The organism is Streptomyces sp. NPDC042371 (genome assembly GCF_056437465.1).
In genome coordinates, this window is record NZ_JBWKAP010000004.1 from 527,267 (window position 1) to 551,795 (window position 24,529).

The window sequence follows — 24,529 nt, forward strand, 5'->3', positions numbered from 1 at the left end:
CGCGGTCGCACACCCCGCGATCACGGGCGGGGAGCTAAAGCGCACATGGTGAGCGAAGAGAAACTGGTCGACTACCTCAAGCGTGTCTCCGCGGACCTGCACGCCACCCGGCAGCGGCTGCGCGAGGCGGAGGAGCGCGACCAGGAACCGGTGGCCGTCGTGGAGATGGCCTGCCGCTACCCCGGCGGCGTCCGCACCCCCGAAGACCTGTGGGACCTGGTCTCCGCGGGCGGCAACGCCCTGGGCGCCTTCCCTGACAACCGCGGCTGGGACCTGGAGCGCCTCTTCCACCCCGACCCCGACCACCCGGGCACGAGCTATGCCCGCGAGGGCGGGTTCATCCACGACGTCGACCGGTTCGACCCCGAGTTCTTCGGCATCAGCCCGCGCGAGGCCGCGGTCCTCGACCCGCAGCAGCGACTGCTCCTGGAGTGCGCCTGGGAAGCGCTGGAGCGCGCGGGCATCGACCCGCAGTCACTCCAGGGCAGCAGCACGGGCGTGTACGCGGGTGCGGCGCTGCCCGGCTTCGGCACCCCGCACATCGACGCGGCCGCCGAGGGATACCTCGTCACCGGCAGCGCCCCGAGCGTCCTCTCGGGGCGCCTCGCCTACACCTTCGGCCTCGAAGGGCCCGCGGTGACGATCGACACCGCCTGCTCGTCGTCGCTCGTCGCCGTGCACCTCGCCGCGCACGCGCTGCGGCGGCGCGAGTGCGACCTGGCGCTCGCGGGCGGCGTCACCGTCATGCCCACCCCGTACGTGTTCACCGAGTTCTCCCGCCAGCGCGGCCTGGCCGCCGACGGCCGCTGCAAGCCCTTCGCCGCCGACGCCGACGGCACCGCGTTCTCCGAGGGCGCCGGACTCCTCGTCCTGGAGCGCCTCTCCGACGCGCGGCGGGCCGGTCACCGGGTGCTCGCCGTCATCCGCGGCTCGGCCGTCAACCAGGACGGCGCCAGCAACGGACTCACCGCCCCCAACGGACCTTCCCAGCAGCGCGTGATCCGCGCCGCCCTCGCGGGGGCACGGCTCTCGCCCGCGGAGGTGGACGCGGTCGAGGCGCACGGCACCGGCACCCGGCTCGGCGACCCCATCGAGGCCGACGCGCTCCTGGCCACGTATGGGCAGGATCGGCACGCGGACCGGCCGCTGTGGCTCGGCTCGGTGAAGTCCAACATCGGCCACACCCAGGGCGCGGCCGGCGCGGCGGGCCTCATCAAGATGATCCAGGCGCTGCGGCACCGGACGTTGCCCGCGACGCTGTACGCCGACGAGCCCACCCCGCACGCCGACTGGGAGTCGGGCGCGGTGCGCCTGCTCACCGAGCCGGTGGCCTGGCCGCAGGGCGACCGGATCCGCCGGGCGGGCATCTCCTCGTTCGGCATCTCGGGCACGAACGCCCACCTCATCCTTGAGGAGGCGCCCCCGGCCGACGCCGATGCCAATCCCGATTCCGATTCCGATGCGGATTCGGGGGGAGCCGTCCGCGCCGCAGGCTCCCGCGAGGAGCGGCGGACGCCGGTGCCGTGGCTGCTTTCGGCCCGCACATCCGACGCGCTGCGCGCCCAGGCGGACGCGTTGGGAGGCTACGTCGCCGCCCATGTGGACCAGGCCGACCACGCCGACAGCTCCACGGCCGATAGTGACCCCTCCGTCACCGACCCCTCCGCCACCGACATCGCCGCCACCCTGCTGCGCCGCACCCTGTTCGAGCACCGCGCCGTGGTGCTCGGTACCGGTCACGACGAGCGTGTCGCCGCACTCGGCGCCCTCGCGGCCGGACGTACCCACCCCGCTCTCGTCCGCGCCGCGGGCCCCGCCAGGAGCGGTGGCACCGCCTTCCTCTTCACCGGTCAGGGCAGCCAACGCCCCCGCATGGGCGCCCAGTTGTACGCCACCTTTGACGCCTTCGCGCAGTCCCTGGACGAGACGTGCGCCCAGCTGGACCCGCTGCTCGAACAGCCCCTGCGGGACGTCCTGTTGGCTCCCGCCGACACCGCGCAGGCCGCCGTACTGCACGGGACCGGCGTGACCCAGGCCGCCCTGTTCGCCCTCGAAGTCGCCCTGTACCGCCTGGTCACCTCCTTCGGGATCGCCCCGAGCCATCTGACGGGACACTCCGTCGGCGAGATCGCCGCCGCGCACGTCGCCGGGGTGCTCACCCTGCCGGACGCCTGCACGCTGGTCGCGGCCCGCGGACGCCTGATGCAGGCCCTGCCCACGGGCGGCGCGATGCTCGCCGTGCAGGCCGCCGAGGACGACGTACTGCCGCTGCTCGCCGGACGGGAGGAGAGCCTCTCGCTCGCCGCTGTCAACGGCCCCGCCGCCGTCGTCGTGTCCGGCGCCGCCGCCGCCGTCGCGGACCTCCAGCAGACGCTGCGCGGGCGCGGGCTCAAGACCAAGCGCCTCAACGTCAGCCACGCCTTCCACTCACCGCTCATCGAGCCGATGCTCGACGACTTCCGTGCCGTGGCCCGCACCCTGACCTTCCACGCGCCGACGCTGCCCGTCGTCTCCAACCTCACCGGCCGCCTCGCCGACGCGGAGCTGCTCGCCGACCCCGAGTACTGGGTGCGGCACGTGCGCCGCCCCGTGCGGTTCCACGACGGGCTGCGCACTCTGGGTGACCAAGGCGTCGTGCGCTACCTGGAGTTGGGGCCCGATCCCGTCCTCGCCACCATGGTCCAGGACTGCCTCCCTGCCCGGACGGGCGAGGAGGCCGGGGAGAGTGCGGGTGAGCCGGTCGTCGTGGCCGCCCTGCGCTCCGGGCACGACGAGGCCCGCACGCTGCTCGGGGCCGTCGCCGCGCTCCACACCGACGGGCAACCCGCCGACCTCGGCGCCCTCGTCCCCGACGACGCGGAGCAACTGCCGCTGCCCACCTACCGGTTCCAGCGATGCAGGTACTGGCGCGTCACCCCCGACGCCGCGGCCCCCGCCCGCGCCGCGGGCCTCCGGGAGACCGGCCACCCCCTCCTGCCCGCCGTCATCCGGCAGGCCGGCGGCGGCCTCCTGCTCGCGGGGCGCCTGTCCCTGCGTACGCAACCGTGGCTCGCCGACCACTCGATCGCGGGCGGCGTACCACTGCCCGCCACCGCATTCGTCGAACTCGCCCTGCTCGCCGGGCGGCACGCCGACTGCGACACCATCGACGACCTGACCCTGGAATCGCCGCTGCTGCTCGATGACTCCAGTGAGGGCGCTGGAGCCGGGAGTGGGGCGGGCGCCGACGCCGTCAAGGTTCAGGTCGCCCTCGGTGCCCCCGACGACTCCGGCCGCCGCACCCTCACCATCCACTCCCGGCCCGCCGACGCGGCGGACGACGACGAGACGGGCGAGACCGGGGACCCGCACGGCTGGCGCCGCCACGCCACCGGCATCCTCACCACGGGCCGCACCACCGAATCGCCCGCCCCCGCCCCCGCCCCCGCCCCCGCCCCCGCCTCCGCCCCTGTTCTCGATGCCACGGCCTGGCCGCCCGCCGACGCCACCGCCCTCGACGTGGACGCGCTGTACGCCCGCCTCGACGCCCAGGGCTACAGCTACGGGCCCGCCTTCCGCGTCGTGCACGCCGCCTGGCGGCTCGGCGACGACCTGTACGCCGACGTACGCCTCGCCGACGAACAGCGCGCCGACGCGGCCGCGTTCGCCCTCCACCCGGCCCTCTTCGACGCCGCGCTGCACGCCGTCGACGAGCTCTACCACGACAGCGGAAGCGGCACGGACGCCCCGGTGCGGCTGCCGTTCTCCTTCAGCGGCATCCGCCACCACGCCACCGGCGCCACCCGGCTGCGAGTCCGTCTCAGCCCCCAGGGCGACGACCGGCTGCGCCTGACGCTGGCCGACACCCACGGCGCCCCCGTCGCCACGATCGACGCCCTCCAGCTGCGGATCGTCCCCGCCAACCGCTGGCGTGCCGCCCACCCCGCCGCGGCGCCCCCGCTGCACCACCTGGACTGGCAGCAACTGCCGCTGCCCGACACCGCGCCGCCCGCCGCCACCTGGGCCGTGCTCGGATCCGACGACTCGGGCCTGGCCCCCACCGCGCACCATCACCCGGACCTGGCCGCCCTGACAGCCGCCGTCGAGAACGGCGAACCCGTACCGGACATCGTCTTCGCACCCATGCCCGCTGAGAGCGGCCGGGCGGACGTCACCGGCCTGGGTGACGCGATCGGCCCGGGCCTTGCGACTGGCCTGGGCGACGCGACCGGGCAGGTAAACGCCACCGGCCGCAGTGACGACGCCACCGGCCATGGCGATGCGGAGGCAGCCGCTGCCCTCCCCGCCCGCGTACGCGCGCACGCCCAACACACCCTCGACCTCCTGCGCGCATGGCTCACCGCGGACACCCTCACCACCGCCCGCCTCGTCGTCCTCACCACGGGTGCCGTCACCGCCCGCGCCGACGACGCCCCCGCCGACCTGGCCACCGCCCCCCTCTGGGGCCTGGTCCGGGCCGCGCAGGCCGAACAGCCCGACCGCGTCCTGCTCGTCGACCTCGACCAGGACCCCGCCTCACGCCACGCCCTGCCCGCCGCCCTGGCCGCCGCGACCACCCACGCCGAGACACAGCTCGCGCTGCGAGCGGGCACCGCACTCGTACCGCGCCTCGCCGTGACCCCGCCCCCGACGGACACCGCCGAGCCGCACTTCGCCCCGGACGGCACCGTCCTCATCACCGGCGGCACCGGCGGCCTCGGCCGGGCCGTCGCCCGGCACCTGGCCACCGCGCACGGCGCCCGCCACCTGCTCCTCGTGAGCCGCAGCGGCGAGGCGGCGGAAGGCGTCGCGGAGCTGCGCGCCGACCTGACGGGCGACGGCGTGGAAGACGGCGGCGATGCCGTGGAAGACGGCGTGGACGATGCCGTCGATGTACGCGTCGCCGCCTGCGACATCACCGACCCCGAAGCGCTCGCCGCACTCCTGTCGGACATCCCCTCCGCCCACCCGCTCACCGCCGTCGTCCACACCGCGGGCGTCATCGACGACAGCCTCATCGCGTCGATGACCCCCGACCGGCTCGACGCCGTCCTGGCACCCAAGGCCGACGCGGCCTGGAGCCTGCACGAACTCACCCGCGACCTGGACCTGGCGGCCTTCGTCCTCTTCTCCTCCGGCGCCTCCGTCCTCGGCAACGGCGGCCAGTCCAACTACGCCGCCGCCAACGCTTTCCTCAACACCCTCGCCGAGCACCGCCGCGCCCAAGGCCTCGCCGCCACCTCCCTGGCCTGGGGCCTGTGGGAATCCGCGTCCGGCGGCATGGCCGCCCGGCTCGGCGACGCCGACCGCGCCCGCATCCACCGCACCGGCGTCGCGGGCCTCACCGACGAGCAGGCCCTGGCCCTCTTCGACGCGGCCCTGACGGCCCCGCACCCCACGGTCCTCGCCACCCGCTTCGACCGCGCCGTCCTGCGCGGCCAGGCCGCCGCCCGCGCCCTTCAGCCCGCCCTGCGGGGCCTGGTCCGCACGCCCCGCACCGCCGAGGCCGCCGCCGAAGAGAACGCGGCGGCCCCCACCTCGTGGAGCGCCCGTCTGACACGGATGTCCGCCGCCGACCGGGACCGCGCCCTGAGCGACCTCGTCCGCGAGCAGATCGCGACCGTGCTGACCCACCCCGCACCTGAGACCCTCGAACTGGGCCGCGCCTTCCAGGAGTTGGGCTTCGACTCGCTCACCGCCCTGGAACTGCGCAACCGCCTCTCCACCGCCACGGGCATCCGCCTGCCCGCCACCCTCATCTTCGACCACCCCAGCCCCACCGCCCTCGTGCGCCACCTCCGCGGCCACCTCCCCGACGCCGCCCCGCACACCTCCCCGGCCGCGCCCGTACCCTCGGCGCGCACCACCGCCACCGACGACGACCCCATCGCCATCGTCGGCATGGCCTGCCACTACCCGGGCGGCGTGACCTCCCCCGAGCAACTGTGGCGCCTCGTGGCCACCGGCACCGACGCCATCGGACCGTTCCCCGAGGACCGCGGCTGGGACACGGCAGGACTCTTCGACCCCGACCCCGACCGGGTCGGCCACAGCTACACCCGAGAAGGAGGCTTCCTCTACGACGCCGCCCGGTTCGACGCGGGCTTCTTCGGCATCAGCCCGCGCGAGGCCGCCGCCACCGACCCGCAGCAGCGGCTCCTCCTGGAAACCGCCTGGCAGGCCTTCGAGAACGCGGGCATCGACCCGGCGACCCTGCGCGGCACCCCGTGCGGCGTCATCACCGGGATCATGTACGACGACTACGGTTCCCGCTTCCTCGCCCGCAAGCCGGACGGCTTCGAGGGACGCATCATGACCGGCAGCACCCCGAGCGTCGCCTCCGGCCGGGTCGCGTACACCTTCGGCCTGGAGGGCCCCGCCATCACGGTGGACACGGCCTGCTCCTCCTCGCTCGTCGCGATGCACCTCGCCTCCCAGGCCCTGCGCCAGGGTGAGTGCTCGCTCGCCCTCGCCGGAGGCGTGACCGTGATGGCCACCCCGAACACCTTCGTCGAGTTCTCGCGCCAGCGCGGCCTGGCCCCCGACGGCCGCTGCAAACCGTTCGCCGCGTCGGCCGACGGCACGGGCTGGGGAGAGGGTGCCGGACTCGTCGTCCTGGAACGCCTCTCCGACGCGCGCCGCAACGGCCACAAGGTGCTCGCGGTGATCCGCGGTTCCGCCGTGAACCAGGACGGCGCGAGCAACGGCATGACAGCCCCCAACGGCCCCTCGCAGGAGCGTGTGATCCGCGCCGCCCTGGCGGGCGCGGGCCGCAGCCCCGATGACGTGGACGTCGTGGAGGCCCACGGCACCGGAACGACGCTCGGTGACCCCATCGAGGCGCAGGCCCTGCTGGCTACGTACGGCCAAGGGCGCCCGGAGGAACGGCCGTTGTGGCTGGGCTCGGTGAAGTCCAACATCGGCCACACGCAGGCCGCGGCGGGTGCGGCGGGCGTCATCAAGATGGTGATGGCCCTGCGCCACGAACAACTCCCCGCGACACTCCATGCCGACGAACCGACTCCCCACGTGGAGTGGGACGGGAGCGGTGTACGCCTGTTGACCGAGCCGGTCCCGTGGGCGCGTGGTGAGCGGGCGCGGCGGGCGGGGGTGTCTTCGTTCGGGATCTCGGGGACCAATGCGCATTTGATTTTGGAGGAGGCGCCGGAGGACCTGGCTGGTCCTGTCTCGTCCGGGGTTGATCCCGTGGTGGTGCCGTGGGTGGTTTCTGGGCGGACGCCTGATGCGTTGCGGGAGCAGGCGCGGCGGTTGGGTGAGTTTGTGGCGGGCGATACAGAGGCGTTGGCGGGGGATGTTGGTTGGTCGTTGGCGACGTCGCGGTCGGTGTTCGAGCACCGGGCCGTGGTGGTGGGCCGGGACCGGGATGCGTTGACGGACGGTCTTGAGGCGTTGGCTGCGGGTGAGGTGTCCGCGGATGTGGTGTCCGGGGCGGCGGCGTCTGCGGGTGCGGGGCCGGTGTTGGTGTTTCCGGGGCAGGGGTCGCAGTGGGTGGGGATGGGAGCCCAACTGCTGGATGAGTCGCCGGTGTTCGCGGCCCGGATCGACGAGTGCGAGCAGGCTTTGTCCGCGTACGTGGACTGGTCGTTGCGTGAGGTGTTGCGCGGGGACGGCAGTGAGCTGGCGCGGGTCGAGGTCGTGCAGCCGGTGCTGTGGGCCGTGATGGTCTCGTTGGCTGCGGTGTGGGCGGATCAGGGGATCGTCCCGGCTGCCGTGATCGGGCATTCGCAAGGCGAGATGGCCGCCGCTTGTGTCGCGGGTGCGCTCTCGCTGGAGGACGCGGCGCGGATCGTGGCGGTACGCAGTGACGCCCTCCGCCAGCTTCAGGGCCACGGCGACATGGCTTCCCTGGGCACCAGCGCCGAACAGGCCGCCGAGCTGATCGGGGACTACCGGCCGGGCGTGACCGTCGCCGCCGTCAACGGCCCGTCCTCGACAGTGATTTCGGGGCCGCCGGAGCAGGTGGCCGCAGTGGTCGCCGACGCGGAGAAGGCCGGGCTGCGGGCCCGGGTCATCGACGTCGGCTACGCCTCCCACAACCCCCAGATCGACCAGCTCCACGACCTGCTCACCGAACGCCTGGCCGACATCCAGCCTGCGCCGACCGACGTGGCGTTCTACTCCACGGTCACCGCCGAACGGCTCACCGACACCACAGCCCTGGACACCGGCTACTGGGTCACCAACCTCCGCCAGCCCGTCCGCTTCGCCGACACCATCCAGGCGTTGCTGGCCGACGGCTACCGCCTCTTCATCGAAGCCAGCCCTCACCCCGTCCTCAACCTCGGCATGGAAGAAACCATCGAACAGGCGGACGCCACCGCCACCGTGATCCCCACTCTCCGCCGCGACCACGGCGACACCACCCAACTCACCCGCGCAGCCGCCCAAGCCTTCACCGCAGGCGCCGACATCGACTGGACGGGATGGTTCCCGACCGAACCCACCCCACGTACCGTCGACCTCCCCACCTACGCCTTCCAGCACCAGCACTACTGGCTGGAGCAGCCCACCGGACTTACCGGGGACGCCGCCGATCTCGGTATGGCCTCCGCCGGGCACCCGCTGCTCGGTGCCTGCGTGGAACTCGCGGAGGCCGACTCGTACTTGCTCACAGGACGGCTCTCCCGCAAGGCCCCGTCCTGGCTGGCCGAGCACGTCGTGGCGGGAACCGCGCTGGTGCCGGGGGCCGCGCTGGTCGAGTGGGTGCTGCGGGCCGCCGACGAGGCGGGCTGCGCGATGCTCGACGAGCTCATGCTGCAGGCGCCGCTCGTGCTGCCCGAGAAGGGCGGCCTGCAGATACAGGTGACCGTGGGAGCGCTCGACGAGCAGAGCGGACGACGTGACGTACGCGTGTACGCGCGCCCTGATCAGGAGGGCGGCGCCGACTGGCTGTGCCATGCGGTCGGTGTGGTGAGCTCCGAACTCCCCACACGGTCAGAGGGGTTGAGCGGGCAGTGGCCGCCGGTCGGCGCTGAAGCCGTGGACGTCGAGGGCTTTTACGCGCGGGCGGCGGAGGTGGGGTACGAGTACGGGCCCGCGTTCCAAGGGCTGCGGGCGCTGTGGCGGCACGGGAACGAGCTGCTCGCCGAGGTGGAGCTGCCCGAACAGGCGGGCCCCCACCGCGGGTTCGGGATTCACCCTGCGCTGCTCGATTCCGCCCTGCATCCACTGATGCTCCTCGACCGGCCCGAGGACGGGCAGATGTGGCTGCCGTTCGCGTGGAACGGAGTGTCGCTGAGCGCGGACGGGGCCACCCACCTCCGTGTCAGGCTCTCCCCGCAGGGGGAGTCGGCCGAGCGTGACCTGAGGGTCGTGATCGCGGACGGCACCGGCGCGCCCGTCCTGGGCGTGGACGCGCTGACCCTTCGCGCGGCCGACCCCGGCCAGCTGGTGGCGGCGGCCCGTGGCGGTGTCGACGGGCTCTACACCGTGGACTGGACCCCCCTTCCCGTACCGCCGCCCTCCGAAGCGGTGGAGGGGGGCGACTGGGTTGCCCTCCAGGGCGGTGCCGGACCGGCCGATGTGGTGGTGTCGACCGCCGATGGCGACGTGCCGTGGGCGGTGCTGGCTCCCGTCAAGGCCGCTGCGGACGGCGACGGCCTGCGGGTCGCCGAGCGTGTGCTCGCGCAGGTTCAGGAGTTCCTGGCAGCGACAGAGTTGGCCGAGTCCCGTCTCCTTGTGGTGACGCGCGGGGCGGTGGCCACCGACGGTGACGACGACGTGGACGCGTCCGCCGCAGCCGCCTGGGGGCTGGTGCGCAGCGCCCAGTCGGAGAACCCCGGGCGTTTCGTCCTGCTCGACGTCGACGTAGACGTTGACGTGCAGAACGCGAACGGCAGCGGCAACCCTCTGGACCACCCGCTTCCACAGCCCGCCCTGCGCCACGCCGTATCCGTCCTCGAAGAGTCGCAACTCGCCCTCCGCAAGGGCGCCTTGTTCGTCCCCCGCATGAACCCCGCACGCGCCCCCGAGGAACTCGTCCCGCCGGTCGGGTCGTCCGCCTGGCGTCTCGGCACCTCTGGCACGGCAACCCTCGAGAACCTGTCGGTGATCGACGCCCCGGAGGCGCTCGTGCCGTTGGAGCCGGGTCAGGTTCGGGTCTCCGTGCGGGCGGCGGGCATGAACTTCCGTGACGTGCTGATCGCGTTGGGCATGTATCCCGACAAGGGCACCTTCGCGGGAAGCGAGGGTGCAGGGCATGTGACGGAGGTCGGTCCTGACGTCACCCGGCTCGCCGTCGGCGACCGCGTGATGGGCCTGTTCGAGGGGGCCTTCGCCCCGCTGGCGGTCGCGGACGCCCGGATGGTCGTGCCGGTGCCGGACGGCTGGAGCCTGGAGGAGGCCGCGGCGGTGCCCGTGGTGTTCCTGACGGCCTGGTACGGGCTCGTGGACCTCGGTCGGCTCCGGGCGGGCGAGTCCCTGCTCATCCACGCCGGAACCGGCGGCGTGGGCATGGCCGCCACCCAGATCGCCCGCCACCTCGGCGCCGAGGTGTACGCCACCGCGAGCCCTGCCAAGCACGGCGTGCTCGACGGCATGGGTGTCGACGCGGACCATCGTGCCTCGTCCCGTGACCTCGACTTCGAGGGAGTTTTCCGGGAGGCGACGGGCGGGCGCGGCATGGATGTCGTACTCAACAGCCTGGCCGGGGAGTTCACCGATGCCTCGCTGCGGCTGCTCGCGGAGGGCGGGCGCATGGTCGACATGGGCAAGACCGACAAGCGCGATCCCGACCGAGTCGCGGCCGACCATGCGGGTGCGTGGTACCGGGCCTTCGACCTGGTGCCGCACGCGGGACCCGAGCGGATCGGGGAAATGCTGGCGGAGATGGGCGAGTTGTTCGCGTCCGGGGTGCTGGCGCCGCTGCCGGTCAGGACGTGGCCGCTGGGCCGGGCACGCGAGGCGTTCCGGTTCATGAGCCAGGCGAAGCACACCGGCAAACTGGTGCTTGAGATCCCGCCCACCCTCGATCCGGACGGCACGGTCCTCATCACCGGCGGGACCGGGGTGCTGGCCGGAGCGGTGGCCGAGCACCTGGTCAAGGAGTGGGGCGTACGACACCTGCTGTTGGCGGGCAGGCGTGGTCCCGAGGCGCCCGGGAGTGATGAACTCGCCGCCAGGCTGTACGAGTTGGGTGCCGAGGTGACCGTCGTCGCGGCCGATGTCGGCGATCCGGCCGCCGTGGCGGACCTCGTCGGCAAGACGGACCCGGCGCACCCCCTGACCGGTGTGATCCACGCGGCCGGTGTCCTCGACGACGCCGTGGTCACCGCGCAGACGCCCGAGAGCCTCGCGCGGGTGTGGGCGGCGAAGGCGACCGCGGCACGTCATCTGCACGAGGCCACGCGGGAGATGAGCCTCGGCCTGTTCGTGGTCTTCTCCTCGGGAGCAGCGACGCTGGGCAGCCCGGGGCAGGCCAACTACGCCGCGGCGAACGCCTACTGCGACGCCCTCGTCCAGCACCGCCGGGCCGGAGGACTGACCGGCCTCTCGGTCGGCTGGGGCCTGTGGCGGACGGCGAGCGGCATGACCGGGCACCTCGGCGAGACGGATCTCGCGCGCATGAAGCGCACCGGATTCACCCCGCTGACCACCGAGAAGGGCCTTGCCCTCCTGGACGCGGCCCGCGCCCACGGCCGCCCCTACGTCGTCGCGGTGGACCTCGACGCGCGCGCCGTCGCCGCGCAGCCCGCCGCGTCCCGGCCCGCACTCCTGCGCGCCCTGGCCGGTACGGCCCCGGGAGCCAGGAGCGTCCGCCGCACCGCGGCCGCGGGCGCCGCGGCCTCGGCGGACGGGCTCGCCGCGCGCCTCGCCGGTCTGCCTCCCGCCGAACAGCGCCGTCTGCTGCTCGACCTCGTACGGGGCAACGTCGCAGGCGTCCTCGGGCACGCCGACCACGACTCCATCCGCCCGGACACGTCGTTCAAGGAGCTCGGCTTCGACTCCCTCACCGCCGTGGAACTGCGCAACCGGCTTGCGGCGGCCACCGGCCTCAAACTGCCCGCCGCACTCGTCTTCGACTACCCCGAGTCGGCCACCCTCGTCGACCACCTCCGGGAGCGGCTGTCGCCCGACGGCGCACCGCAGCCCCTGAAGGACGCCGCGGACCCGGTGCTCAACGAACTCGGCAGGATCGAGTCCTCCTTGGTCACGCTCGCCCTCGACGACGAGGCGCGCGGTCGGGTCGCCAGGCGTCTCAACACCCTGCTGTCGAAGCTGAACGGCTCGGGCCCCGGCACCGGCGGCGGTGCCACGTCGGGCGCGGCGGGCGTGACGAGTGCGGCGGACCTGGACGCGCTCGACGACGTGTCCGACGACGAAATGTTCGAGTTCATCGACCGAGAGCTGTGACCTGCGGCCTCTCCCGAGCCTTGTCCTGATCCCTCTCCCGAGCCCTCTCTGTTCCCCTGTGCCCTTCGCTGATGGAGAAGTGACGTTCGATGTCGAGTACTGAAGTGTCGAGTACCGGAGTGTCGAGTACCGGAGCGTCGAGTACGGAAGCGAAGCTCCGTCAGTACCTGAAGCGGGTCACAGTGGACCTCGGCCAGGCCCGCCAGCGCCTGCGCGAGGTGGAGGAGCGCGCCCAGGAACCCATCGCCATCGTCTCCATGGCGTGCCGCTTCCCCGGCGACACCCGCACGCCCGAAGCCCTGTGGGAACTGGTCGCGGCGGGCGGCGACGCCGTCGGCGACTTCCCCACCAACCGCGGCTGGGACCTGGAGGGCCTCTACCACCCGGATCCCGAGCACCCCGGAACGAGCTATGTGCGCCGCGGCGGCTTCCTCCACGACGCCCCCGGCTTCGACGCCTCGTTCTTCGGGATAAGCCCGCGCGAGGCGCTGGCGATGGACCCGCAGCAGCGGGTGCTGATGGAGACGGCCTGGCAGCTCCTGGAGCGGGCCGGTATCGACCCGGCGACACTGAAGCTGACGCCCACCGGCGTCTACATCGGCGCGGGCGTGCTCGGCTTCGGTGGCGCGCAGCCCGACAAGGCGGTGGAGGGCCACCTCCTCATCGGCAACGCGCTGAGCGTCCTCTCCGGGCGCATCTCCTTCACCCTCGGCCTGGAGGGCCCGTCGGTCAGCGTCGACACCGCGTGCTCCTCCTCGCTGGTCTCGATGCACCTGGCGGCCCAGGCGCTGCGGCAGGGCGAGTGCGACCTGGCCATGGCGGGCGGCGTGACCATCATGTCGACGCCCGGCGCGTTCACGGAGTTCTCCCGCCAGGGTGCGCTCTCGCCCGACGGTCGCTCCAAGGCGTTCGCCGCCTCGGCCGACGGCACGGGCTTCTCCGAGGGCGCGGGACTGATCCTCCTGGAGCGTCTCTCCGACGCGCGCCGCAACGGCCACAAGGTCCTCGCGGTGATCCGCGGTTCCGCCGTGAACCAGGACGGCGCGAGCAACGGCCTGACCGCCCCCAACGGCCCCTCACAGGAACGCGTCATCCGCGCCGCCCTCGCCAACGCGGGCCTGGGAGCCGCCGAGGTCGACGCGGTCGAGGCCCACGGCACCGGCACCAGGCTCGGCGACCCCATCGAGGCCGGAGCGCTGCACGCCACCTACGGGCGCGAACGCGACGACGACCACCCGCTGTGGCTCGGCTCGGTCAAGTCGAACATCGGCCACCCGCAGGGCGCCGCGGGCGTCGCGGGCGTCATCAAGATGGTGATGGCCCTGCAGCGCGAACTGCTGCCCGCCACGCTGTACGTCGACGAGCCCACCTCGCACGTCGACTGGTCCTCCGGCACGGTCAGGCTCCTGACCGAGCCGGTCGCGTGGCCGCGCGGCGAACGCCCGCGCCGCGCAGGCGTGTCCGCCTTCGGCATGTCCGGGACGAACGCCCACGTGATCCTGGAGGAGGCACCCGAGGAACCTGCGGCTCCCGAGGCGTCGGAGCAGGCATCCGAGCCCGCCGTGGTGCCGTGGGTGGTCTCCGCACGCGGTGAGGAGGCGCTGCGGGCACAGGCCGCGCTGCTGGCCGAGCACGTGGACGACGACGCACAGCGGCAGGCGTCGCCCGCGGACATCGGCTGGTCGCTGGCCACGACGCGGTCGGTGTTCGAGAACCGGGCCGTGGTCGTCGGCGCGGACCGCGCCGCACTCCTCGACGGACTGCGGTCACTGGCCGACGGCGAGGCCTCGCCCGACGTGGTGTCCGCAGCGGTCGGCGTCACGGGGCCCGGGCCGGTCATGGTCTTCCCCGGACAGGGCGGCCAGTGGGTGGGCATGGGTGCCCGGCTCCTTGAGGAGTCCCCGGTGTTCGCGGCCCGCATCGCCGAGTGCGAGCAGGCCCTGGACGCGTACGTCGACTGGTCCCTGACGGACGTGCTGCGCGGGGACGGGTCCGAGCTGGCCCGCATCGACATCGTCCAGCCCGTGTTGTGGGGCGTCATGGTCGCCCTCGCCGCCGTCTGGGCCGACCAGGGAATCGAACCCGCCGCGGTCGTCGGCCACTCACAGGGTGAGATAGCCGCGGCGTGCGTCGTGGGCGCCATCTCCCTGGAGGAGGCGGCGCGCATCGTGTCCGTCCGCAGCGTCCTGCTGCGGCAGCTGTCCGGGCGCGGCGGCATGGCGTCCCTGGGCATGAGCCAGGAGCAGGCCGCCGACCTGATCGACGGTCACCCGGGGGTGGTCGTCGCCGCCGTCAACGGGCCGTCCTCCACCGTCATTTCGGGCCCGCCCGAGGGCATCGAAGCCGTCGTCGCCGACGCCAAGGAGCGCGGACTGCGGGCCCGCGCCGTCGCCTCCGACGTCGCGGGGCACGGACCACAGCTGGACGCGATCCTGGATCAGCTCACCGAGGGCCTGGGCGGGATCAGGCCCGCCGCCACCGACGTCGCGTTCTACTCCACCGTCACCGCCGGACACCTCACCGACACCACCGCCCTGGACTCCGCCTACTGGGTGCAGAATGTGCGCCGCACGGTGCGCTTCGCCGACACCATCGAAGCCCTCCTTGCCGACGGCTACCGACTGTTCATCGAGGCCAGCCCGCACCCCGTCCTCAACCTGGCGCTGGAGAGCATCATCGAGCAGGCGGAAGTGTCCGCCTCGGTGGTCACGACCCTGCGCCGGGACAACGGCGACAGCGCCCAACTCGCCCGCGCCGCGGCCCAGGCGTTCACGGCGGGCGCCGACGTCGACTGGCGGCGCTGGTTCCCGACGGAGCCGACCCCTCGTACCGTCGACCTGCCCACCTACGCCTTCCAGCGCCAGGACTTCTGGATCGCCCCCACCGCCGGAGGCTCCGGCGACCCCGCGGGGCTCGGCCTCGCCGCGTCCGGGCACCCGCTCCTGGGCGCCTCCGTGGGCCTCGCCAGCGGCGACGTACACCTGCTGAGCGGCCGGGTGTCGCGGCAGTCGGCCGCGTGGCTGGACGACCACGTCGTGGCAGGTCACGCGCTGGTGCCCGGCGCCGCCCAGGTGGAGTGGGTGCTGCGGGCCGCCGACGAGGCGGGCTGCCCCGCCCTGGAGGAACTGACGCTCCAGACACCGCTCGTCCTGCCCGACACCGGCGCCCTGCAGATCCAGGTCGTCGTGGACGCGGCCGCCTCCGACGGCCGACGCGACGTACGGCTGTTCTCCCGCCCCGATGACGAGGACGCCTTCGCGTCGACACGGCCCTGGACCTGCCACGCGACGGGTCTCGTCGGCCCGGAGCTGCCTCAGGGCGAGCCCGGTTCCGCGGACGGGGGCGTGACCGGGGTCGAGTCCCTGGACGGCGCGTGGCCCCCGGCGGGCGCCGAGCCCGCGGACCCCGATGAGCTCTACGCACAGGCCGACCGCACCGGATACGGCTACGGGCCCGCGTTCCGCGGCGTACGGGCGTTGTGGCGCCACGGCAGGGACGTCCTGGCCGAGGTGACGCTGCCCAAGGAGGCAGGCGACCCGGACGGCTTCGGCATCCACCCGGCCCTCCTCGACGCGGTCCTGCAGCCCGCGGCCCTGCTGCTGCCGCCCGCCGAAGCCGCGGCGGTCTGGCTGCCGTTCGCGTGGAACGACGTGGCGTTGCACGCCGTACGGGCCACCACGGTCCGGGTGCGCCTCACCCTGCTCGGCGAGCGCATCGACCAAGGCCTTCGGATCACCGTGGCCGACGCCGTGGGCGCCCCGGTGCTCACCGTCCGCGACCTGCGCTCGCGCCCGACCGACACGGCCCGGCTCGCCGCGGCGGGCACCCGTGAACGCCACGGGCTGTTCGACCTGAAGTGGCTCGCACCTCCGCAGGACGCGGGCGGTCCCGTGGAGGCGGCCCCCGACGGTTGGGTGACTCTTGGTGAGAACGCCGCGGACCTCACGAGCCTCACGGACCTCACGGACCTCTTGGCGTCCGTCGAGGCCGGTGCTCCGGCGCCGCAGCTGGTCGCCGCCCCCGTCGAGCCCGACCCGGCCGACGACGGCCTGGCCCTCGCCACCCACGTCCTCGACCTCGTACAGACCTGGCTCGCCGCACCGCTGCACGACTCCCGTCTGGTCCTGGTGACACGAGGCGCGGTGGCGTACGACGAAGACGGGACCCCCGGGAGCGGCGACGTGGACGTCGCGGCCGCGGCCGTATGGGGACTGGTCCGCAGCGCCCAGTCGGAGAACCCCGACCGCTTCACGCTGATCGACCTCGGCCCCGACGACACGCTCGCCGCGGCGATGGACGCGGCACAACTGGACGAGCCCCAACTCGCCCTGCACGGCGGCGAGATACGAGTACCCCGACTGACCCGAGCAGAGGGTGAGCAGGGCGGAGAAGCACCCGGCTCGCAGGCGACACCTGGCACCGAGGAGATCGACCCCGACGGCACGGTCCTCATCACGGGCGGATCCGGAGTACTCGGCCGACTGGTGGCCGAACACCTCGTCAGGGAGTGGGGCGTACGCCACCTCATCCTCGCAAGCCGACGAGGAGACCGAACACCGGGCAGCGACGAACTCCAGTCCCAGCTAGCAGAGTTGGGCGCAACCGTGCAGATCGCCTCCGCCGATGTCGGAGACGCGGAATCGGTCGCCGCCCTGATCGCGTCGGTCGACCCGGCGCACCCGTTGACCGGTGTGATCCACGCGGCCGGTGTCCTGGACGACGCCGTGGTCACCGCGCAGACGCCCGAGAGCCTCGCGCGGGTGTGGGCGGCGAAGGCGACGGCGGCACGTCTGCTCCACGAGGCCACGCGGGAGATGAGGCTCGGCCTCTTTGCGGTGTTCTCCTCCGCGGCCGCCTCGCTCGGCAGCCCCGGCCAGGCCAACTACGCGGCAGCCAACGCCTATTGCGACGCCCTCGTACAGCACCGCCGCACCCAGGGACTCGCGGGCCTCTCCATCGCCTGGGGCCTGTGGCAGGCGACCAGCGGCATGACCGGGCAGCTCAGCGACACGGATCTGGCGCGCATGAAGCGCACCGGCTTCGCCGCGCTGACCGACGAGGGCGGCCTGGCCCTGCTCGACGCGGCCCGCGCCCACGACCACGCCTACGTGGTCGCCGCCGACCTCGACCCGCGCGCCGTGACCGACGGCCTGTCCCCACTGCTGCGCACGCTCACCGCCCCCGCCACACGGCGGCGGGTCGCCTCCGAGGGCCTCGCCGACGGCGCGCTCGCGGCACGCCTCGCGGGCCTCGACGCGGACGGACGTCTGCAACTGCTCACCGATGTCGTACGCGAATACGTCGCGGCCGTCCTCGGCCACGGCTCCGCCGCCCGGGTGAGCGTCGATATCGCCTTCAAGGACCTGGGCTTCGACTCGCTGACCGCGGTGGAACTCCGCAACCGACTCTCGGCCGCCTGCGACATACGGCTCCCCGCCACCCTCATCTTCGACCACCCCACCCCCCAGGCCCTCGCCACCCACCTCGTCCACCGCCTGGCAGGCACGGCGGCGCCCGCACCGGCGCCCGTGACCCCTCGCCGACGCCCCGGGACGACCGACACCGACACGGACGACCCGGTGGCGATCGTCGCTATGACCTGCCGCTTCCCGGGCGGCGTCAGCTCCGCCGAAGAACTGTGGGACCTCCTCGACTCCCGCACGGACGCGATGGGCGGATTCCCCACCGACCGCGGCTGGGACCTGGGACGCCTCTTCCACCCGGACCCCGAACACACGGGCACCACCTACGCCGACCAAGGCGGATTCCTCCCCGACGCGGGTGATTTCGACGCGGCGTTCTTCGGCATCAATCCGCGTGAGGCGTTGGCGATGGACCCGCAGCAGCGTCTGCTCCTTGAGGCGTCCTGGGAGGTGTTCGAGCGGGCGGGCATCGACCCGACCACGCTCAAGGGCAGCCTGACCGGCACCTACGTCGGCCTGATGAACCACGACTACGCCAAGTCGTTCCCCGAGGCCGACGCCCAACTGGAGGGCTACGCCTACCTCGCGAGCACCGGCAGCATGGTGTCCGGCCGGGTGGCCTACACCTTCGGCCTGGAGGGCCCGGCGGTGACGGTCGACACGGCATGCTCGTCGTCGCTGGTGTCCATTCATCTCGCTGCCCAGGCGCTGCGCCAGGGTGAGTGCAACCTCGCCCTGGCGGGCGGCGTGACGGTCATGGCGGACCCGGACATGTTCGCGGGCTTCGCGCGCCAGCGGGGCCTCTCACCCGACGGCCGCTGCAAGCCGTACGCCGCCGCGGCCGACGGAGTCGGCTTCTCCGAGGGTGTGGGCGTGCTCTTGCTGGAGCGGTTGTCGGATGCGCGTCGTCATGGTCATGAGGTTCTGGCGGTGGTGCGGGGTTCGGCGGTGAATCAGGACGGGGCGAGCAATGGTCTGACGGCGCCGAATGGTCCGTCGCAGGAGAGGGTGATTCGTCAGGCGCTGGCCAGTGGTGGGTTGGTGTCGGCTGATGTGGATGTGGTGGAGGGGCACGGTACGGGGACGACGCTGGGTGATCCGATCGAGGCGCAGGCGCTGTTGGCGACGTATGGGCAGGGGCGTGCGGTGGAGCGTCCGTTGTGGCTGGGTTCGGTGAAGTCGAACATTGGTCATACGCAGGCGGCTGCGGGTGTTGCGGGTGTCATCAAGATGGTGATGGCGATGCGGCGGGGTGTGGTTCCGGCGAGTCTGCATGTGGATGAGCCGTCGCCGCATGTGGATTGGGAGGCGGGTGCGGTTCGGTTGGCGGCGCGTGCGGTGCCGTGGCCGGAGGCGGGGGTGGAGGGGCGCCCCCGTCGTGCGGGTGTCTCCTCGTTCGGTGCGTCGGGGACGAATGCGCATCTGATTGTTGAGTCCGTTCCTTCGTCTGTTCCTGAGCCTGCGGGTGTGGTGTCGGAGGTCGGCCCGGAGGTCAGCCCGGAGGGTGCGGGTGTGCTGGTTCCGTGGCTGGTGTCGGCGCGCAGCCCGCAGGCCTTGCGTGATCAGGCACGGCGTCTGCGGGACGCGGTGGCGGGTGACGAGGCTGTGTCGGTGTCTGACGTCGGCTGGTCGCTGCTGAGTACGCGTGCGCTGCATGAGCGCCGGGCCGTGGTCGTGGGGGCGGAGCGCGCCGATCTTGTGGCCGGGCTTGAGGCGCTGGCGGCGGGTGAGCCGCATTCGGCGCTGATCGGGCCGCCCTCCTCGGAGGCTCGGGTGGGCGATGACGTGGTCTGGCTGTTCAGTGGTCAGGGCAGTCAGGTGGTGGGGATGGGGGCCGGGTTGTATGAGCGGTTCCCTGTGTTTGCTGCCGCCTTTGATGAGGTGTGCGGGCTGCTTGAAGGGGAGTTGGGGGTTGGCTCGGGTGAGCTTCGGGAGGTGGTGTTCCGGGGTGCGCGGGAGCGGTTGGATCACACGATGTGGGCGCAGGCGGGGTTGTTTGCGCTGCAGGTGAGTTTGGCGCGGTTGTGGGAGTCGGTGGGTGTGCGGCCGGATGTGGTGGTCGGGCATTCGATCGGTGAGATCGCGGCGGCGCATGTGGCGGGTGTTTTCGGGCTGGTGGATGCGTGCCGGGTGGTCGGGGCGCGGGCCCGTTTGATGGGTGCGCTGCCGGAGGGTGGCGCCATGTGTGCCGTGCAGGCCACGCCCGCGGAGTTGGCGGCGGGCCTGGAGGGTTCGGATATGGGTGTCGCGGCGGTCAACACGCCTGATTCCACTGTCATTTCGGGTCCTGCGGATGAGGTGGAGAGGGTTGCCGCGTTCTGGCGGGAGCAGGGTCGTAAGACGAAGTCCCTCTCGGTCAGTCATGCCTTCCACTCCGCATTGATGGAGCCGATGCTGGCGGAGTTCACCGAGGCGATACGTGGCGTGGAGTTCGCGGCGCCGAAGGTCCCGCTGATCAGTAACGTCTCGGGTGTGGAGGCGGGGGAGGAGGTCACTGCCCCGGAGTACTGGGCGAAGCATGTGCGGCAGGCGGTCCTCTTCCAGCCCGCCATCGCCGAAGTGGCCGATCGTGCGGGTGTGTTCGTGGAGCTGGGTCCGGCTCCTGTGCTGATCACGGCTGCTCAGCGCACCCTGGACGACATCACCGATTCGCAAGGTGCCGAGCCTGTCGTCACCGCCTCCCTCAACCCGGGGCAGCCGGACGACGTGGCCTTTGCTCAGGCCATGGCCCGCCTGCACGCGGCCGGAGTCGCCGTGGACTGGTCCCTGTACTTCCCGGCCGACTCGCCGCCCCGCACTGTCGAGTTGCCCACCTACCCCTTCCAGCGGGAGCGGTTCTGGCTGACGGGTCGTGTGGGCAGTGGGGATGCGGCGGGTCTGGGTCTGGTGGCGGCGGGGCATCCGTTGCTCGGTGCGGCGGTGGAGTTCGCGGACCGGGGTGGTTGCCTGCTGACGGGGCGGTTGTCGCGTTCGGGGGCTTCGTGGCTGGCTGATCATGAGGTGGCCGGGGCGGTGTTGGTGCCGGGTGCCGCGCTGGTCGAGTGGGCGCTGCGGGCCGGGGACGAGGTCGGTTGTGCGGTGGTGGAGGAGTTGATGTTGCAGGCGCCTGTGGTGGTGCCTGAGGCGTCGGGTCTGCGGGTGCAGGTGGTCGTCGACGAAGCCGCTGATGACGGGCGGCGTGGCGTTCAGGTTTACAGCCGTCCCGATGCCGATACGGATGGTGTGGGCGGGGACGATTCGTGGATCTGCCACGCAACCGGCGTACTCGCTCCCGAAATCGCCCTTGCCGCAGACGAGATGACCGGAGCCTGGCCACCGGCCGGTGCCGAGCCGTTGGGCGAGGCGGACTTCTACGCGCGGGCCGCGGAGGACGGATACCGGTACGGTCCGGCTTTCCAAGGGCTGCAGGCAGTGTGGCGGCACGGTCAGGATCTGCTGGCCGAGGTCGTACTCCCCGAGGCCGCGGGAGCGCACGACGGCTATGGCATCCACCCCGCTCTCCTCGACGCCGCTCTGCACCCTCTCCTCGCGTCGCACTTCGAGGAAGGTGCCGGGGACGATCAGCTCTACGTGCCGTTCGCGTGGACCGGGGTGTCTCTGCGGGCCGTAGGTGCCACGACCGTCCGTGTGCGCCTCCGTCCGGTCGGGGAGAACGCCGACCACGGGGTGAGTGTGACGGTCACGGACACGACCGGCGGGCTCGTCCTCAGCGTCGACGCCTTGCGGACGCGTCCCGTGAAGCCGGGGCAACTCGCCGCCGCACAACAGCGTGACGTACGCGGCCTGTTCGCCGTCGAGTGGACGCCGCTTCCGCTTCCGTCGCCTCTGGGCGAGGCGGGGGAGGGAGGGGACTGGGTCACGCTCTCGGGCGGTGCCGTTCTCGCTGATGTGGTGTCGGCGGTGGGCGATCAGGTGCCGTGGGCGGTGCTTGCTCCTGTTGATGTTTCTGCCGTTGGTGGGTTGCCGGTGGCTGAGCGGGTGCTGGCGTTGGTGCAGGAGTTCCTGGCTGTGCCGGAGTTGGTCGAGTCCCGTCTTGTCGTGGTGACGCGGAGGGCGGTGGTTACGCAGGCTGATGACGGTGACGGTCACGGTGACGTGGACGCGTCCTCGGCTGCCGTGTGGGGCCTGGTGCGCAGTGCGCAGTCGGAGAACCCGGGCCGCTTCGTCCTCCTCGACACAGACCTGTTCGACATCGATGACGACGTGCTGCCGCAGTCCGTACTGCGCCATGCCGTCGAGGACTTGGACGAGCCGCAACTCGCCCTTCGCAAGGGACAGTTCTACATCCCGCGCCTCACCCAGGCGCACCGCTCCGCCGACATCGTCGCGCCGCCCGGCGAGGCGGCCTGGCGCCTGCGGATGGTGAACGACGGGTCGCTGGACGACCTGGCGGCAGTGGCCTGCCCGGAGGTACTCGAACCCCTGGCGCCCGGACAGGTCCGCGTCTCGGTGCACGCCGCGGGGATCAACTTCCGCGATGTCCTTGTCGCGTTGGGCATGGTTCCCGCATACGGAGCCATGGGTGGTGAGGGTGCCGGTGTCGTGACGGAGGTCGGCCCCGGCGTCACGCACTTGTCGGTCGGCGACCGGGTGATGGGCGTGTTCGAGGGCGCGTACGGCCCCGTGGTGATCGCCGATGCACGGATGGTCGCGTCGGTCCCGCGGGGCTGGGACATGCGCCAGGCGGCCGGTATGCCCGCGGCCTTCCTCACCGCCTGGTACGGGTTGGTGGAGCTGGCCGGGTTGAAGGCGGGCGAGCGGGTGTTGATCCATGCCGCGACTGGTGGTGTGGGGATGGCGGCGGTGCAGATCGCCCGGCATGTGGGGGCGGAGGTGTTCGCCACCGCGAGTCCGGCCAAGCATGCCGTGTTGGAGGAGGTGGGCATCGACGCCGCCCACCGTGCTTCCTCCCGGGACCTCGACTTCGAGGGCGCATTCCGGCAGGCCACCGACGGCCAAGGCATGGACGTCGTACTCAACAGCCTTGCGGGCGAGTTCATCGATGCCTCCCTGCGGTTGCTGGGCGAGGGCGGCCGGTTCCTCGAGATGGGCAAGACCGACGTACGCGCTCCTGAAGAGGTGGGCGCGGAGTACCCGGGCGTCACGTACAGCGTGTACGACCTGGTGGGCGACGCCGGGCCCGAACGCATCGGGCGGATGCTGGACAAGCTCGGCGAGTTGTTCGCCTCAGATCGGCTTAAGGCGCTCCCGGTACGTTCCTGGCCGCTGGGCAAGGCGCAGGAGGCGTTCCGGTTCATGAGTCAGGCGAAGCACACGGGCAAGCTGGTGCTTGAGGTCCCGCCTGCCCTCGACCCCGAGGGCACGGTGCTGATCACTGGTGGCACGGGTGTCCTGGGGCAGGTCGTGGCCGAGCACCTGGTGCGGGAGTGGGGTGTGCGGCATCTGCTGCTGGCCAGCCGTCGCGGCCCCGACGCCCCCGGGATCCGCGAACTGGTCACACGAATCGCCGAGTTGGGTGCCGAGGTAGGCGTCGTCGCGACCGATGTCGGCGATCCGGCTTCGGTGGCGGAGCTGGTGGGCAAGACTGATCCCTCGCATCCGCTCACCGGTGTGGTGCATGCGGCGGGTGTGCTGGAGGACGCGGTGGTGACGGCGCAGACGCCCGAGGGTCTGGCGCGGGTGTGGGCGGCGAAGGCGGCTGCCGCGGCGAACCTGCATGAGGCGACGCGCGGGATGCGTCTGGGACTGTTCGTCGTGTTCTCCAGCGCGGCGGCGACGCTCGGCAGCCCCGGGCAGGCCAACTACGCCGCTGCCAACGCCTATTGCGACGCGCTGATGCAGCACCGCCGGGCGCAGGGTCAGGCAGGACTCTCGGTCGGGTGGGGCCTCTGGGAAGCCTCCAACGACACGGGAGCGGACAAGGGAGACAGCACCACAGGGGCCAAGACGGGTGCCGAGACCGGCACCGGCACCGGCACCGGCGGCATGACAGGCGGCCTCAGCACCACCGACGTGGCCCGAATGGCACGCATCGGCGTCAAGGCGATGAGCACCGCCCACGGCCTCGCCCTGCTCGACGCCGCGTACCAACACGGCCGCCCCCACCTGGTGGGCTTCAACCTCGACCTGCGCACCCTGGCCACGCACCCCGTCGACACCAGGCCTGCCCTGCTGCGCGCCCTCGCCGCCCCCACCAAGGGCGGGGCGAGCAGGCCCACCGCGACGGCGGGCGGGCAGCCCGCCGACCTGGCGGGCCGACTCGCCGCCCTGCCGCCGTCCGACCGCCACCACACGCTGGTGCGGCTCATCAGGGAGCAGGCCGCCACCGTCCTCGGGCACCACACGGACAGCCTCACACCGGGCAGTACCTTCAAGGAGCTCGGATTCGACTCGCTCACCGCGGTCGAACTGCGCAACAGGCTGTCCGCCGCCACCGGCCTCCGGTTGCCCTCCGGCCTCGTCTTCGACCACCCGGACGCGGACAATCTCGCCGAACACCTCGGCGCGCAACTCGCTCCCGACGGCGACACGCCCGCCGGGCAGGAGGCCACCGACCCGCTCCTCCGTGACCTCGCGAAACTCGAGAACGCCCTGTCCTCCGCCCTCGTCGAACACCTCGACGCCGACGCGGTCACGTCCCGACTGGAGTCGCTCCTGTCGAAGTGGAAGGCGGCCAGTGCCGTGCCCGGCTCGGGCAGTACGAAGGAGCAGCTCCAGGTTGCCACGACCGACCAGGTCCTCGACTTCATCGACAAAGAACTGGGTGTGTGAACCGACCGTGCACGGCGCGACAA

Annotated in this window: 2 protein-coding genes; both read left to right on the plus strand. The window is 72.5% G+C overall.

Annotation, left to right across the window (positions count from 1 at the left end; genetic code table 11):
* Positions 1–45: 45 nt before the first annotated feature.
* Positions 46–12,351 (plus strand): SDR family NAD(P)-dependent oxidoreductase, encoded by a 12,306-nt coding sequence (locus AC068B_RS15400; RefSeq protein ID WP_478671912.1) that lies wholly within the window; start codon positions 46–48, stop codon positions 12,349–12,351.
* Between the two features lie 89 nt (positions 12,352–12,440).
* On the plus strand, positions 12,441–24,506 hold the full coding sequence (locus tag AC068B_RS15405; RefSeq protein ID WP_478671913.1) for an SDR family NAD(P)-dependent oxidoreductase: 12,066 nt from the start codon (positions 12,441–12,443) through the stop codon (positions 24,504–24,506).
* Positions 24,507–24,529: the final 23 nt, after the last annotated feature.